We start from the raw sequence: 14,211 nt of genomic DNA on the forward strand, positions 1-14,211 counted from the left end.
GCGAGAACACAGCTCCCCGAAGTGGCCCTTTTACCGGGCACCTCACGCTCTCATGTGGCGAGTGCGAGAAACAGGTCAGCAACCGGACATTTACCGGCCCTTCGCGCCGCGCCGCAATCACGTACCTGTGTAACCGTCAAGAGCCATCTCCGTGATCGACGACAAACCGCCCTTTCCGGAATAGGGAGCGAATCAGACCGAAATTCCGGATACGCATCCCGATCGCCATTCATGACGAATGGAACTCGACAGAACGCCTCTCCAGGCGGGCAACGAAAGGAGCAACTCGAGCATGAGGAGATGCAGGTGCATCACGACTCGGGGTCGTTCACAGCGCGCGTTCGGGCCGGCGGCGATTCGCCGGAGCAATCCGCCCAGCACATCGCGGCGCTACTCGGTGGCATCGTTGACACGGACACTCTGCGATTGCTCTGGGACGCCTCCCAAGGCGACCGCACCCTGGCCGGCGAACTGGTGAGAATCGGACGCAGGCTGGGAGTCCTCGTCTGTCGCGAGGGGGTGTGGCACTGGACGCCGACGGCCAGCTCTCCCGCCGGCCGGCTGGCGGAGCTGATCGATGCGAGGGCCGAAGGTCTCGAAAGCCCGCAGCTGGACGCGCTGGAGAGACTGACGGGTCCGCTCACCGAGCCGCATGCCGCGATCGCGCGGGTACGGCGAGAACGGGCGGCTCAAGCCAGGCTGACACCCCGTGAGCAGGACGTTCTGCGGCTGCTCTGCGAGGGGCTCAGCCCGACCGCGATCGCCAGGCGCCTGGGGTTGTCGCCACGCACGGTGACCAAGCACCAGGAGCGCTTATACCGCAAGCTGGGCATCAGCGACCGGGTCAACGCCGTGCTCCTCGCACAGCGGTTCGGCCTCGTCCCCGAACCCCCCTGAGTCGCTGTCCCCGCTTCCCCCTGGCGCGCCCTTCCTGAATCCTGACGCGGTGTCCGCCCCGAGCCCCCAGGGGGCGCCGAGTCCGTGGAAGTCGCGCTGGTGGTACAGCAGCGGAGACCCGCCGTACACGGCCACTCGCCGCACCAGGCCGATGACGATCGTGTGGTCACCGCCCGCCACCAGCGCGTGCACGGAGCACGACAGATGGGCCAGTGCTCCGGGCACCACGGGCAGTTCGTCCATCAGCGCGTACGGCACGGCCGTACGCGCCTGGCGTGGGCCCGCGCAGCGACGGGCAACGTCCGCCTGGCCCTCGGCCAGGACGGTGACCGCGAAACGCGCCGCCGAGCAGAACACCGCGTGCGACCCCGCGTCCTTGGCCAGGCAGAAGAGTACGAGCGGGGGGTCGAGCGAGAGCGAGCAGAGCGACCCGATGGTCACCATGCGCGGGCGGCCGCCATCGTCGAACGTCGCGACCACCGACACGGCCGTGGCGACGGTGGCCAGCGCGTCGCGGAAGCGGTCTCGCGGAACGAGCGCCTCACGAAGGTGACGAGCCTCGCCGTTCGCGCGCCGGCCGTGCGGACCCAAGGGAGGGGGCATCGGTCACACCCCGGCCAGGAGTTTGCCGCAGCGTTCGCGGGCGGGCTCCAGTTCCGCTGTGTCGGCGCCGGGCAGGGACAGGGCCGCGTCGAAGTCGTCCACCGCCTGCCGGGGCCGGCCCGCCGCCTCATGCGCGAGGCCGCGGTTCAGCAGCAGATCCGGATCGTCCCCGAGCAGCTCCAGCGCCCGCGTCAGGTCGTCGACGGCCCCGTCGGGACGGCCGAGCCTGAACCTGGCCACCGCCCGGTTGACCAGCGCCGCCGCGTAGTCGGGCGCGGCCATGAGCGCCGCGTCCAGACGATCCGCCGCCCGCTCCGCGTCATCGCGCTCCAGCGCGATCATCCCTTGCAGGCACAGCAGTTCGGCGTCGCCGGGCCTTACCGCCAGCCCCGCGGTCACATCGGCCTCGGCCCCCGTCAGATCGCCGGCGTCGAACAGCAGCTCCGCGCGCCTGAACAGGGTGGGCACGTCATCGGGCTCCATCTCCAGCACGTAGCCGAAGTCCGCCAGCGCTCCGGAGACGTCGCCCGCCTCCGCCCGGCACGTACCCCGGTTGTAATGGAGCTCGGGGTACGGCGGCGCCATGGCGACCGCGCGGTCGTAGTCGTCCAGTGCGGCTTCCAGATCGCCGCGACGGCGGGAGATCCTGGCGCGCTCGCTGAGGTAGTCGGTGTAGTACGGGTCCATCTCGATCAGCTTCGTGAAGCCCTCGTACGCCTCCTCGTGCCGCCCGAGCGCGGCCAGCAGCCGGGTCTTGTTGTAGAGGAGCTGGGAGCGGTGCACCACCCAGTCGTCGGGCGTCAACTCCTGGTCCAGACGGGCGATGCCCGCCTCGATCAGTTCCAGCCCGCGTTCGAGGTTGCCGCGGTGCATCTCGATCAGCGCGAGCGCGTTGTCGTTGAACACCTGGCGCGTGGTGCGCTCCCTGGGGTCGGGCAGCAGGGCGGAGATCGCGACCGCGTTGTTCTGCCAGGCGAGTGCCGTCTCGTGGTCGCGGGGCGTGAAGAACCTCGTGTACAGCATGGCGATGCCGTAACTGGTGATCATGTGGGCGCGCGCGTCGGTGTAGCGGGTGCGCAGGTCCATGTACAGCGTGTACGCCTCGTCGGGACGGTCCAGGGGCACCAGCGCGTTCGCCGCCAGCGAGGTGAACAGCCGGAAATCGTCCGGGTGGGCGTCCGGGTCGGTCGCCTCCCTGCCGCGCAGGCCGAAGTCGACGGTCGCGGCCGAGAACCCGATCTCGGCGCTGAGCTTCAGCGCGTCGGACAGCGCCTCCCGCCCGCGCCCACCGGGGTCGCCTCCGCGTTCGAGGTGGTAGGGGATCGCCCCCATTCTGAGCCCGTAGCCGACGCCCGAGGCCAGCTCGGCGGCCCGCCGGTCGTGCAGCTCACGTCGCAACTCCGCGTCCGCGGCCTCGTACGCGGCGATCTCCGCCGGATCGTCGCCGACCCCATCGGCCGCCACGAACGCCCGGACCAGCTCATCGGCACGCCCGCTGTCAGCCGGTCTCCCCGCTGAAGCGGACGAGGGCGTGGCGGCGATCAGGTCGGCGTGACGGGTCAGCGCCGCCGAAAGCTGATCGCTGAGACCGTCGCGCCGGCCGCCGGCCACCACGCGCAGCGCCTCCGGATCCGCCCGCCGCAGCAGCAACGCGACCAGCTCCTGCGTGGTCTCCTCGGCCGCGTGCAGGTCGTCGAAGACCACCACCAGAGGTGATCGCGCCATCCGCGCGTACTCGGTCAGGAACGTCACGATCCCCTGGTTCATGCACCGGATCATCTGCGCCCCGTAGAACCGGGTCCGCTGCTCGAACGGCCCGGTGAACGCCAGTTGCCGCGGCCCCGCCCCGATCACCTCGGCCAGCTCGGGAATGCCGTACAGCAACGCGATCCGATGCCGCTCGACCAGCTCCGGCCACCGTGCGAACGCCTCGGGAAGCACCGCGTACAGCACCGTGTCGACCCCGGTGTAGGGGCCGCGCAGCCGCCGATGGCACCCGGCGACGATCCCAGGTCCGTACTCGGCGGCGGCGCGCAGGCGGTCGGCCCGGCGGTCGCCGACGATCCACAGGTGACGCATGTCAGCTCACTTCCTCGGTGGTGACGGAGGCCGGGCGCCTGCGCTTGCGCCGGGCCAGGTAGGCCGGAAGGACGAACGCGATGGCCACGAGTGCCAGCCCCAGCACCCCGTCCCAGAACGCCGGATGCAGCGGCCCCTGCCGCATGCCGTGCGCCGCGGTCTGGACGTACTGCACGACGACGGGCACGGAGCCGAGCACGGCGATCAGCAGCATGACGGTGACGCCGAGCACGATGAAGGGCCCGTACCACCGGCCCACGCGACGGTCGTGCTCGGTCCACTGCTGCTCGTCGACGAGCCGCCGGGTCCGGCCGAGCAGCCGCCAGATGCGGTTGCGCAGCAACGCCGTGCTGGCCTCGTGCAGGTCGTGGCAGTTGAGCGCGGTGGCGAAGACGTAGTAGAGGTCGGTGCGCATGTAGAGCTGGAACTGCCAGGCGAAGCGCATCACCACGGTGTACGCGAATGCCAGCGCGATCCGGCCGACCAGCGAGAAATCGCCGTCCGGTTGCCGGGTGGCGTCCGCGACCAGTTCGAGAATCGCGAACACCACCACGTCGCACGCCATCCCGGCCAGGAACGGTAAATATCTTTTCGCCCGCGGAACGCTCAGCAGCCCGTTCATGCGCGTTTCGAAAACAATGTACAGATATCTGTTGCTGACGCCGAGCCGACTACGCAGCCCAAGTCGCCGGCCGGCAAGTGTGTGAAAGGCTTCGTGTAGAAATATCAACGGCAGCTGCCCGAACGTTATCCCGAGCTGCACAATGAGCAGTGAGTCGGTGAAGAAAATGTGCCCGGGACGCGGCGCGAGCGCCGGATCGCCGACGATGGCCAGCACCGCGACGGCGAACACCGCGGCGTAGCCGATCCAGGCGAGCGGGGAGAACACGGCCCGGCCGAGCCGGCGCAGCGGGAGGCGCTCTGTCCCGGCCTGCTCCGGTGCGACCGAGGTACGCACGAACCCCAGCTCATGCAGGGTCTCCAGGAACTCCTCGATGTCGACGGGCTCGCCGTAGGTGTCCTCGTACCAGTGCGCGGCGCGTTCGGGAGACACTCCCTTGGTCAGCTCGCGCAGCAGGGCGGCGCCGTCGGCGGGCAGGACCGCGTACGAATCGGCATCGACCCTGCCGACCACCACCTCGTCCCCCTCGGGGACGAAACTCAACTCGTGAAAAGCAACCGCGACGTCACCCATGGACATTCTCCGTAGGGAAAGACGGGGCCGTGCACCGGAGCGCACGGCCCCCCGTTATCCGCTATTCGCGCGTCAGTTGCTGGCCGGGTAAGGGCAGGAGCAGGCGGCGCTCGTGAGACGGACGTCACCGGTACGGCGGACGGAGATCTTCTTGATCCGGCTGGTCGACTTCATGGAATCCTCCTGGGGTGTCTGTCGCCGATTTCGACGACAGCCCCAAGAATGCATGCCGACGGAGTTTCCGCCCATTAGCAAAATTGCGTACGCCCGGATCGCCACCCGATGCGCCATCATGGTCCGCATGGCGATTCAGGACACGACCGGCGCCCAGTCGACCACCATCACCCGGCCCCACTCGTCCGGGGCCGCCACTTCAGCGCGGTAGTCCGTCTTCGTCCAATGCCGAGGCGTTGATGGTCGCTCGTTCACCGAGGACGATCGCGGCGGTGGCGAGGGCGAGGGCGAACGCGTCGCGACCATCACCGTCGTCCATGGCGGCGCGCTGTGCCGCGCGCAACGCACCGGCGACCGCGCCGGCGTGGATGCGGGCCTCCAGGTCGCTGAACGGGCGGTCGCGGCCGGTGGTGCGCTGGAGATAGGCCGCGACAGCGGCCTCGATGCGGGCACTGTCCGCGGTATGGCGAGCCATGAGGCCTTCGTCGGAGATGACGATCGCGCGCAGGCGGCGTTCGGATTCGGCCGGCGTGAGCAGCATGTCGGTCTCGCTGATGAGACGGTGCAGCAGACCCCAGGAGAACGAATGAACAGAACACCAGAAGATCGGATCGTCGAGTTGGGCCTGGTCCTGCCCGACGTCGTCCCTCCAGCAGGGTCCTTCCAGCCCTCGGTCAAGAGCGGTCCGTACGTCTACACCTCCGGGCAACTGCCGATCGTCAACGGCAAACTGGTGATGACCGGCAAACTCGGCCAGACAGTCACCACACAGCAGGCCGCCGAACTAGCGGCGATCTGTGCCCTCAACGCGCTCGCCGCGGTCCGAGCCGAGGTCCGCGAATTGTCGCGGGTACGGCGGATCGTCAAGGTCGTGGGCTTCGTCGCCAGTGTCCCCGACTATTCGGACCAGCCCGCGGTCGTCAACGGTGCCAGTGACCTGCTCACCGAGATCTTCGGAAGAGCAGGCACCCATGCGCGCAGCGCCATCGGCGTCGTCGCACTGCCCAGGAACGCTCCCGTCGAGCTCGAACTCATCGCCGAGATCGCCGACTGACGCGACGAAGAGCGGACCCGCCGCTCCCCGGCTACCGCCCGGCTTGTCAGACCGCGCTCCACACCATCTCGGCAGCGATGGCCACCAGCATCACGACCACCGAGACGGTGGCTATCACCCCGACCGGAAACTCGCGGGCACCAGTTTTCGGATACGAGTAATACTCCCGCACACATCCGAAACAAGCCGCAACAAAGCCAAGGGCGGCCGTCACGGCGACCCCGGCGACGCTCGTTCCCCCAAGCGCGCCGGCCACCACGAAAAAGTAGATCAACTCGGAGGTGACCAGCACACCCGCCGTCACCGGGCCCCACTCCCACCACGCCGACCTGCGCTGCGCGGCGTCCGCCCGGTCCCGGCGGGCGATCTGGCGCCGCTCCGGCCCGGTCAGCCGCCGACGCCGTTCCGGAGGCACGGACGAGAACCTGTCCGCCTGCCGACGAGCGCGCTTTTTCAGACGTCGCCTACTCGTGTTACTTGTGCCCACATCCGCCTTTCCCTGATTGACGAGAAAACGAAGCCGGTAATCACAAAGTTCCGTCGGCGCCTGGGGCCGGCGTGACGTTCAGCAGGTGAGGGCTTCCGCGTGGGCGAACGCGTCGAGCAGGCAGCCGGTGAGGTTACGCCGCGCTTCGCCACCGGGGTCGAGCGTGGGATTGTAGATCGTGACGTCGATCGCCGCGACCCGCTCATCGGCCAGCAGCGTCCCCGCCAGCACGGCGAACTCCCGCCTGCCGAACCCGTCCGGCAGGCGGTAGTCCACCGCCGGCATGAGGGCGTCGTCGAGCACATCGGCGTCGACGTGCAGGAGGAACCTGTCCACGCCCGCGCCGTCCAGGTGCGCGAGCGCCCGCCTTGCCGTGGCTTCCACCCCCGTCTCGCGCATCTCCCCGAGGGTGACGACCAAGGCGTCAGTGGCGCTCAGCGCGGCGCCGGTCTCCCGCTGCTCGTCGGGGTCGCGGTGGCCGATCAGCGCTGCGGCGCGGGCGGCGACCAGCGGATTCGAGCCGTCCAGGTCGGCGATCAGGTCGGTGCCGTGCCCGAAGGCAAGGTACAGCTCGGAGTCTGACGCTTGACCGGTCGGGGAGTCCTCGGGCGGGTAGAAGTCGGTGTGCGCGTCGAGGAACACCAGGCCATGGGCGCCTCTGCGGCGCAGCGCCAGCAGGCTGCCGAAGATGACGCTGTCGTCCCCACCGAGCACGAGGGGAAAGCGGCCCGCGTCGAGCACGTTTCCCACCGCATCCGCCTGGCGCAGTGCGACCTGGGCCATGGCCTCGGCGTTGAGCAGCCGACTCGGATGAGTGCGCTCCCGCGAGTACGCGGGAGCCTCCACCACCGGCCCGACGGTCGCGTCGAGAGCCTCGGCCAGGCCCTCGTCAAGCAGCGCGCCACCCAGTTGCTCGACGCCGGGCACCAGGCCGAGGTTGGTACGCACATGGATGATCTCCACGTGGCCGCGGCGCCACATCCCGGCTCCTTTCCCCAGGCTCCCCTACCCTGCCGGGCCCTGCCCACCCCGCCGGCTCGCCGCGCTTTTCGGTTGCGGTGGTTCGGCGACGTAGACGAGACTCATCGGCAGTCGTGAGGTAAGGCGGAGGGGACGATGAGCACCGCTGACAGAGGCAACGCCTATCTGGAACAGGTGGTCGCACAGCAGGCGGTGCTCGAGGACGATCTGAGGGCGCGCCGCAGCTCCGCCCCCGGTGAGCCGATGCCCGCGGCGGGCCCGCTGGCCAAGCGCGATCGGGCTCTGGGCTCGGCACCGGAAAGGCTGACGCCGGGGCCGGTGGATGTCCGGATCACCGGCTTCTGGCGCTGGAAGAACGTCCTCGTCCCGCCGAACGCCTTCGTCGTACACACCCGCCGCGGCCGCGAAGAGCCCCTGCACGTCGGATTAGGCGTCTCATTCCGCTTCAACCCGGCCACGGATTCTTTCCTGGTGGTTCCGGGTGCCACCCAAACCATCCTGATCAACGCGTACTGCATCTGCCGCGAACTCCAGGGCGTCCTGGTGCAGGGGTACGTTCAGTGGATCATCCACACCTTCCCCATCGCCTACCGCAAACTGGACTTCGGCGACCCGGAGGACCCGATGAGGCTGGTCAACCTCCAACTGCGCGAGCAGGCGGAGGCGGCCATCAAGGACAAGGTCGCGACCATGGGCGTCCGCGACGTGCTCAGCGACAAGCAGCCCATCATCGAGGAGCTGACCGCCCGGCTACGCGCGGTGGCCGAGGGCGAGGCCGGCAGCGACCAGGGGCTCGGCCTGCGCATCGTCACCGTCCAGATCAAGGAAGCGGTCGTCAGCTCGTCGCGGCTCTGGGAGAACCTGCAGAAGCCCTACCGGGCCGAACAGGGGCAGATCGCCCGGCTCGCCGAACTGCAGTCCGAGGAGGCCGTCGCCCAGCGCGAGATGGCGACCGAGCGGCTCAAGGAGACCCAGCGCCTGGAGTACGAGCGAGAGCTCGCCGAACTGCGGGCCCGCAACGAGGCGTGGCAGTTCGACACCGAAGTAGCCGAGCGGCTGCGGCGTACCCAGCGAAAGCACGACGACTCCAGGGCGGTCGCCGAACTGGAGACCGAGACCACCCGGCACGCGCTGCGGATGGAACGCGAACGTCACGCCGAGGAGGCCGAGACCGGCCGGCTCCGGGTCGAGCGGGAGCAGGAGCTGAAGCGCCTTGAGCTCGACGGCGAGCTGGATCTGGCCCGCTCCCGGACCCAGTCCGACCACGAGCGGGCCCTGCTCGACGTGGAGCGCACGCGCCTGCGGGCCGACATCGACAACCAGCAGACCCCGGCCAGCCTCCAGGCCAAGCTGATCGGCCTGCTGCCCGAGATCATGGCGAAGCTCCCCAAGCCGGAGGAGCTGCGCATGGTGTCGATCAACGGCGGCGACCGTACCACTGTGTCCGGGCTGCTGTCCGAGCTCGCCATCGTGGTCGGCGTGCTGCGTTCCGCACTCGACGGCGACCGGCCGGCCTCCTGATCACCGCGCTAGAACCCGCCCGCTGCCGCCTCCTCGTTCCTGCACACTACGCAGAAGAGCCAGAGCTGGACGGCGACGATGGTGCTGCTTCCGTCGCGGATGTTCCTGCAGTAGGCGCGGTAGTTTCCGGTCGCCTCGTAGACGCCTCCTGCGGCCCGGCACTTCAGGCACGCGTTGGGCTGGGAGTAGGTGGCTTCCAGGAAGGAGCCTCCAGGGGCGGGTGAGTTCGTGCAGCTCACGGCGAGCGCCACGTCGGCCGTGGACTCCGCCGACGCCGGAGCCGTGCTCGCGATCCCGCCCGCGATCAGCGCGAACGCCGTGCCCAGCCCGACGGCCATTTTCTTGATGTGCAGGGTCATGACGGCTTTCCTTTCCATTCCGAATGGTGCGCGAATACGTCAGCGCCGCGGCCGCGGATCGCAGGTCTCCTGGGCTCACTCTTTATGGCCGCGCGCGGCAGGACCAGGTCACCGACCGGCCATTTACCGGGCATCAGCGTTTTCGTGACAGCCGTTCCCCCATCGTGTGATGAAACGATGACAACGCGGCTGGCCGGTGGATTCGCCTGTTTTCCTGATGGCCATGCAACCGACGAACCTCTCCCCTGTATCCACTGCCGGAGCGATCCTGGCCGCAGCCGTCGCGCTCACGGGGTGCGGCGCATCCACCGCATCCACCGCCTCCACCGGCGACGGGGCAGTCCAGCAGACCGGCGTCAGGGTGTTGTGGATGGGTGACTCCATCGCAGGCGCGCAGGCCCCGGCCCTGGAGGCGGCGCTGAAGGCCGGCGGTGTGGCGTTCAAGAACGCCACCTCCGACGGCGGCGGCAACGTCGTCGCCAGTGACAACAAGGTGACGGCCCTGGGGGCTGCGGACACCTGGAAGACGCTGAAGGAGAACCTCGCCTCCTACCGGCCCACGGTGATCGCGTACCAGATCACCACCTACGACTGGGGCACCGCCCGCCAACAGCTGTCGGCCTACCAGAAGCTCTCCCGAACGGCCAAGGCCGCCGGCGCCCGGCTCGTGCTGGTGTCCGCCCCGCCGTTCAAGATCGACGAATTCTTCAAGCCGCACGAGAACGCGATCAAGAGCGCGCCCGCGATGGCGGCCAAGGCCGCCGAGGCCGCTCATGTACGCTACCTGGACGCCTCCGAGCTGTGGGGGAACGACTACGCCGCCGCCAAGGCCCAGCGCGCCAAGGACGGCATCCACTCCTGTCAACAAGGGTCGGCCGCCTTCGGCACCTGGTTCACCAAGCAGCTCGGCGAGCTGGCCGGCTTCACTCCGGCCGCCCCCAGCGTCTGGGCCACCGGGCCGTGGACCGGCGATGAGCGCTTCGTCAAACTCGGCTGCGGCTGATGACCCCAGCCCCTCGCCGCGCGCATATCGGCGCGCTTGACGGGCTGCGCGGGCTCGCCGTCACCGCGGTCCTGCTGTTTCACGCCGGGCACATGAGCGGCGGGTTCCTGGGCGTCGACCTGTTCTTTGTCCTGTCCGGTTTTCTGATCACCGGCCTGCTGCTGGAAGATCTCGGCAGGCGCGGCCTGGTGGCCTTCTGGGAGCGCAGGGCCCGCCGTCTCCTGCCCGCGCTGACCGTCATGGTCACGTCAACGCTGCTGCTGGCCTGGGCGTACGCCACGCCGGACATGCTGAGGTCCGCCCTCCAGGACGCGCCATGGGTGGCTGCCCAGGGCGTGAACTGGCACTTCATCGGCGAGCGGATCGGATACTGGAACGCCTCCGGCACCCGCCTGTTCGCCCATCTGTGGAGCATCGGCGTCGAATGGCAGTTCTACCTGGCCTGGCCCCCGCTGGTGGCGCTGGCCGGGAGGGGGCCCGGCGGGCAGCGGCGGGTCGCGCTTGCCGCGGTCGCCGGCGCGCTCGTCTCACTCCTGCTCATGATCAAGCTCGGGACGGCCGTGGACACCACCCGCGCCTACGAGGGCACCGACACCCGGGCCTTCTCCCTGCTCCTCGGCGCGGCCGCCGCCACGGCGCCCGTCCGAGACGCCGTGGCCGGCCTGTCGCGTACGGCAGTGGATGTGATCTGCGTCCCGCTGCTGTGCGGGCTGTCCGCCTCATGGCTGCTGACCAGCGGGGAGAAGGCCCCCGGCCTGTTCCAGGGCGGGATGTTCGCGCACTCCCTGGGCAGCGCCGCGCTGATCGCGCTCCTGGCCAACGCGCCGGACGGCCTGGCGGGCCGGTTGATCGGCAGCGCCGTACCGCGGCGGCTGGGTGAGCTGTCCTACAGCCTGTACCTGTGGCACTGGCCGGTCTATCTGCTGCTGCCCCGGCCGGTGGCCGGGCTCGACGGCTGGGGCTGGACGGTCATCGCCGCCGGGCTGTCGCTGCTGGCTGCGATAATCTCGAAGGCCGCCGTCGAGGATCCCGTACGGCTGCGCGCCCGCTGGACCACCGGGCGGCGCGGCTGGGCGGCGCTGACCGTCGCGGGGGTGATGACCGCGGGGCTGTGGGCGGCGATACCGCGGCCGGAGCCCGGCGCCGGGACGGTCGACGTGAGCAGGCTCGACCAGCTTTAGCCGGAAAGGTCACGCCGGAGTACGAGGGAGCGAACATGCCTGGGGTGCTGTGCCGCGCGGCGGCCGTCCTGTTCGCGGCGGCGACGCTGACGGGCTGCGGGATCACCGACACCGACGCGCGCCCCGCCGGGCAGCCCGCCCAAGGCGGTCTGACCGAGAACAGCAGCCGTCTGCTGCGGCTGTACTTCGTCACGCCCGAAGGCACCTGGCCGGTGTCCCGGCCGGCACCCGCCGGAGACCGGTTGCAACAGGCGATGAACGCGCTGCTGGACGGCCCCACAGCGGCCGAGCGGGACCGGGGGCTCATCACGCGGTTGCCCTCGGCGACCCGACCGGTCCGGGCCAAGGTGACCAAGGGCCGGGTGGAGCTGCGTCTGCCGTGGCTGGTGCGCGACCTGCCGCACGTGGCGGTGAGCCAGCTCGTGTGTACGGCCGCCACGGCCCAAGCTCTCGGCGCCAACCCTGTCATCGACGTGTTCGAGCCCGGCATGGCGGGCGATCCCTGGCCGGTCAGATGCGATGGAAGCGGGTCGGCCGTCCCAGCCGAACAAGGAGCCTCCTCGTGACCCGCGTACTCCTGATAGAAGACGACCCGGCTGTGCGCAGGGGCGTGAGCATCGGCCTGCGCCACAGAGGCCACGAAACCCTGCTCGTCGCGACCGGCGAGGACGGGCTGGCCGAACTCACCGCGAGCGCGCCCGACCTCGTACTGCTCGACCTGATGCTGCCCGGCATGAGCGGCCTGGAGACCTGCCGCCGCATCCGCGCCTTCAGCCAGGTGCCCATCGTGATCCTTTCCGCGCGCGACGATGACGTGGACGTCGTCGTGGGACTGGAGGCAGGCGCCGACGACTACGTGATCAAGCCGGCCAGCAGCGAGGTCATCGAAGCCCGCATGCGCGCGGTGCTGCGCCGTACCACCCAGCCCACCTCCGCCGAACAGGCCCGCACCACCCACGGCGACCTGCTCATCGACCGGGTCGCCCTGCGCGTGCTCAAACACGGCGCGCAAGTGGCGATGGCGCCGACGGAGCTGAAGCTGCTGCTGTTCCTGTCAGCCGCGCCCGAGCAGACCTTCAGCCGCCAGCAGCTCCTGGAACAGGTGTGGGAACACACCTACCATGGCGACTACCGGCTGGTCGACGCGTGCGTGATGCGGCTGCGGGCCAAGATCGAGGACACCCCCCGCGACCCTCGTTACATCCAGACCGTGCGCGGCTTCGGCTACCGCTTCGGGCCCCTGTGATCCGCGGCCTGCGAGCCCAGCTCGTCCTGGTGTTCCTCCTGGTCTCGGCGCTCAGCGCGCTGACCGCCACCGCGTTCACCTTCCGCCAGGGCCGTACCGCGATCGTGGACCGCGCCCAGGCCGACGCCCTGCAGGAACTGCGCTCCCACATCACCTCCCGGGCGCTCGACCTGCCCGCCGACCCCGCCGAGGCGGACCTGCGTACGCTGGCGCTGCAACTGGACCGCGCGGCGGGCACGCGCGCCTGGCGCACCGCCCTGTCCTACCGCGGCGGCCCGCTCATCACCGCCGACGCGCGGACGCCACCTCTGCCCGCGCAACTGCGCGCCCAGGCGACCTCGGCGACCACCGCGCTGGCCCAGCGCTTCCACCACGCGCGGACGCCCTGGCTGGCCGTGGCCCTTCCCGTCATCGCCACCGCCCGCCCGCAGAGCCCCCCACCGCTCATCGTCTACGCCTCCTTCTCCCTGGCCTCCCAGGAGCAGGATGTGGACACCCTGGCGGCCGCCGCCCGCGCCGGTGCCCTGCCCGTCGCCCTGGCCTCCATCGTCCCCGCGCTGCTGGCCGCGCGCAGACTGCTGCGACCGGTCCGGCGGCTGCGGACGGCCGCCGAGCAGATGTCGGGAGGCAGTCTGGACACCCGTGTGCGCGTCACCGGCGATGACGAACTCGCCGACCTCGGCCGTACCTTCAACACCATGGCGGCCACACTCCAGGCCGACGCGGCCGCGCTGCGCGACATGGAAGCGCGGGCGCGCCGGTTCGCCGCCGACGTCTCCCACGAGTTGCGCACGCCGCTGGCGGCCATGACCGCTGTGACCGAAGTCCTCGACGCCGACGCCGCCTCCGGCCGCCTCGCCCCACTCACCGCCGAGGCGCTGCACCTGGTCTCCGACGAGACCCGCAAGCTCACCCGCCTGGTGGAGGACCTGATCGAGGTATCCCGCTTCGACGCCGGCGCCGCCGTACTGAACCTCGACGAGGTCGACCTGGGCGAGTTCATCGCCAAGACGCTCGCGCTGCGGCACTGGCGCGACCAGGTCCGCACCGACATTCCGCCGGGACTGCGGGCCCGCCTCGACCCGCGCCGCGTCGATGTCATCCTCGCCAACCTCGTCGGCAACGCGCTGCGGCACGGCGGCACGACGGCGTCGGTGCTCATCCAGGTCCGGGCCGGTACCGACGAGATCGCCATCACCGTCTCCGACGACGGGCCCGGCATCCCCGCGGACCTTCTGCCCCACGTCTTCGACCGCTTCACCAAAGCCGACGCCGCCCGCCCCCGAACCGACGGCAGCGGACTGGGCCTGGCCATCGCCACCGAGAACGCGCACCTGCACGGCGGCACCCTCACCGCGGCCAACGCCCCCCACGGCGGTGCCGTCCTGACCCTCACCCTGCCCCGGAACCCACCAGGCGGAAAGTAATCCC

The 14,211-nt window shown here is 70.1% G+C and carries 15 protein-coding genes; 8 read left to right on the forward strand and 7 right to left on the reverse strand.

Annotated features, from left to right (window positions below):
* Positions 1-306: 306 nt before the first annotated feature.
* Positions 307-897, forward strand: a complete 591-nt coding sequence (locus tag ACGFNP_RS21075; protein ID WP_393320891.1) for a response regulator transcription factor — start codon at positions 307-309, stop codon at positions 895-897.
* On the opposite strand, the gene ACGFNP_RS21080 is transcribed toward ACGFNP_RS21075, so the two are convergent.
* The 4 genes from ACGFNP_RS21080 to ACGFNP_RS21095 form a co-directional block, all read right to left on the reverse strand.
* Positions 814-1,500, reverse strand: coding sequence for a flavin reductase family protein (locus ACGFNP_RS21080; protein ID WP_358315944.1), 687 nt, complete (start codon positions 1,498-1,500; stop codon positions 814-816). The genes ACGFNP_RS21075 and ACGFNP_RS21080 overlap by 84 nt on opposite strands.
* A 3-nt stretch (positions 1,501-1,503) precedes the next feature.
* Positions 1,504-3,579, reverse strand: coding sequence for a tetratricopeptide repeat protein (locus ACGFNP_RS21085; protein WP_393320895.1), 2,076 nt, complete (start codon positions 3,577-3,579; stop codon positions 1,504-1,506).
* A 1-nt stretch (position 3,580) separates the two neighbouring features.
* Positions 3,581-4,774, reverse strand: coding sequence for a hypothetical protein (locus tag ACGFNP_RS21090; RefSeq protein ID WP_393320898.1), 1,194 nt, complete (start codon positions 4,772-4,774; stop codon positions 3,581-3,583).
* A gap of 373 nt (positions 4,775-5,147) precedes the next feature.
* Positions 5,148-5,489 (reverse strand): hypothetical protein, encoded by a 342-nt coding sequence (locus tag ACGFNP_RS21095; RefSeq protein ID WP_393320901.1) that lies wholly within the window; start codon positions 5,487-5,489, stop codon positions 5,148-5,150.
* A 45-nt stretch (positions 5,490-5,534) separates the two neighbouring features.
* On the opposite strand from ACGFNP_RS21095, the gene ACGFNP_RS21100 reads away from it, so the two are divergent.
* Positions 5,535-6,002 carry a RidA family protein gene (locus tag ACGFNP_RS21100; protein WP_393320904.1) on the forward strand — a complete coding sequence of 156 codons (468 nt, stop codon included), beginning with the start codon at positions 5,535-5,537 and terminating at the stop codon, positions 6,000-6,002.
* A 46-nt stretch (positions 6,003-6,048) separates the two neighbouring features.
* On the opposite strand, the gene ACGFNP_RS21105 is transcribed toward ACGFNP_RS21100, so the two are convergent.
* Both ACGFNP_RS21105 and ACGFNP_RS21110 read right to left on the reverse strand, forming a co-directional pair.
* Positions 6,049-6,417: a hypothetical protein gene (locus tag ACGFNP_RS21105; RefSeq protein ID WP_393320907.1), complete on the reverse strand. Its 369-nt coding sequence runs from the start codon at positions 6,415-6,417 to the stop codon at positions 6,049-6,051.
* Between the two features lie 150 nt (positions 6,418-6,567).
* Positions 6,568-7,470, reverse strand: a complete 903-nt coding sequence (locus ACGFNP_RS21110) for an arginase family protein (RefSeq protein WP_393320910.1) — start codon at positions 7,468-7,470, stop codon at positions 6,568-6,570.
* Between the two features lie 135 nt (positions 7,471-7,605).
* Here ACGFNP_RS21110 and ACGFNP_RS21115 point away from each other — a divergent pair, with 135 nt between their 5' ends.
* Positions 7,606-8,991, forward strand: coding sequence for an SPFH domain-containing protein (locus tag ACGFNP_RS21115; protein WP_358315924.1), 1,386 nt, complete (start codon positions 7,606-7,608; stop codon positions 8,989-8,991).
* A gap of 8 nt (positions 8,992-8,999) precedes the next feature.
* Here ACGFNP_RS21115 and ACGFNP_RS21120 read toward each other — a convergent pair whose 3' ends face one another.
* Positions 9,000-9,350: a hypothetical protein gene (locus ACGFNP_RS21120; RefSeq protein WP_393320915.1), complete on the reverse strand. Its 351-nt coding sequence runs from the start codon at positions 9,348-9,350 to the stop codon at positions 9,000-9,002.
* A gap of 223 nt (positions 9,351-9,573) precedes the next feature.
* Between ACGFNP_RS21120 and ACGFNP_RS21125 the strand changes: the two genes are divergently transcribed.
* From ACGFNP_RS21125 to ACGFNP_RS21145, 5 genes are read left to right on the forward strand one after another with little or no spacing between them, the layout of a single operon-like run.
* Complete coding sequence (locus ACGFNP_RS21125; protein ID WP_393320918.1) at positions 9,574-10,353, forward strand: SGNH hydrolase domain-containing protein; 780 nt, start codon at positions 9,574-9,576, stop codon at positions 10,351-10,353.
* Positions 10,353-11,534 (forward strand): acyltransferase family protein, encoded by a 1,182-nt coding sequence (locus tag ACGFNP_RS21130; protein WP_393320921.1) that lies wholly within the window; start codon positions 10,353-10,355, stop codon positions 11,532-11,534. The genes ACGFNP_RS21125 and ACGFNP_RS21130 overlap by 1 nt, the downstream gene beginning before the upstream one ends.
* Positions 11,535-11,569: 35 nt before the next feature.
* Positions 11,570-12,100, forward strand: a complete 531-nt coding sequence (locus tag ACGFNP_RS21135) for a GerMN domain-containing protein (protein WP_393320924.1) — start codon at positions 11,570-11,572, stop codon at positions 12,098-12,100.
* Complete coding sequence (locus tag ACGFNP_RS21140; RefSeq protein WP_393320927.1) at positions 12,097-12,780, forward strand: response regulator transcription factor; 684 nt, start codon at positions 12,097-12,099, stop codon at positions 12,778-12,780. Before ACGFNP_RS21135 ends, ACGFNP_RS21140 begins: the two co-directional genes overlap by 4 nt.
* A complete protein-coding gene (locus ACGFNP_RS21145; RefSeq protein ID WP_393320930.1) occupies positions 12,777-14,207 on the forward strand; it encodes a sensor histidine kinase in 1,431 nt (476 codons plus the stop codon). Before ACGFNP_RS21140 ends, ACGFNP_RS21145 begins: the two co-directional genes overlap by 4 nt.
* The last annotated feature ends 4 nt before the right edge of the window (positions 14,208-14,211 follow it).

This window comes from Nonomuraea sp. NPDC049269, from assembly GCF_043197155.1.
Lineage (GTDB): Bacteria > Actinomycetota > Actinomycetes > Streptosporangiales > Streptosporangiaceae > Nonomuraea.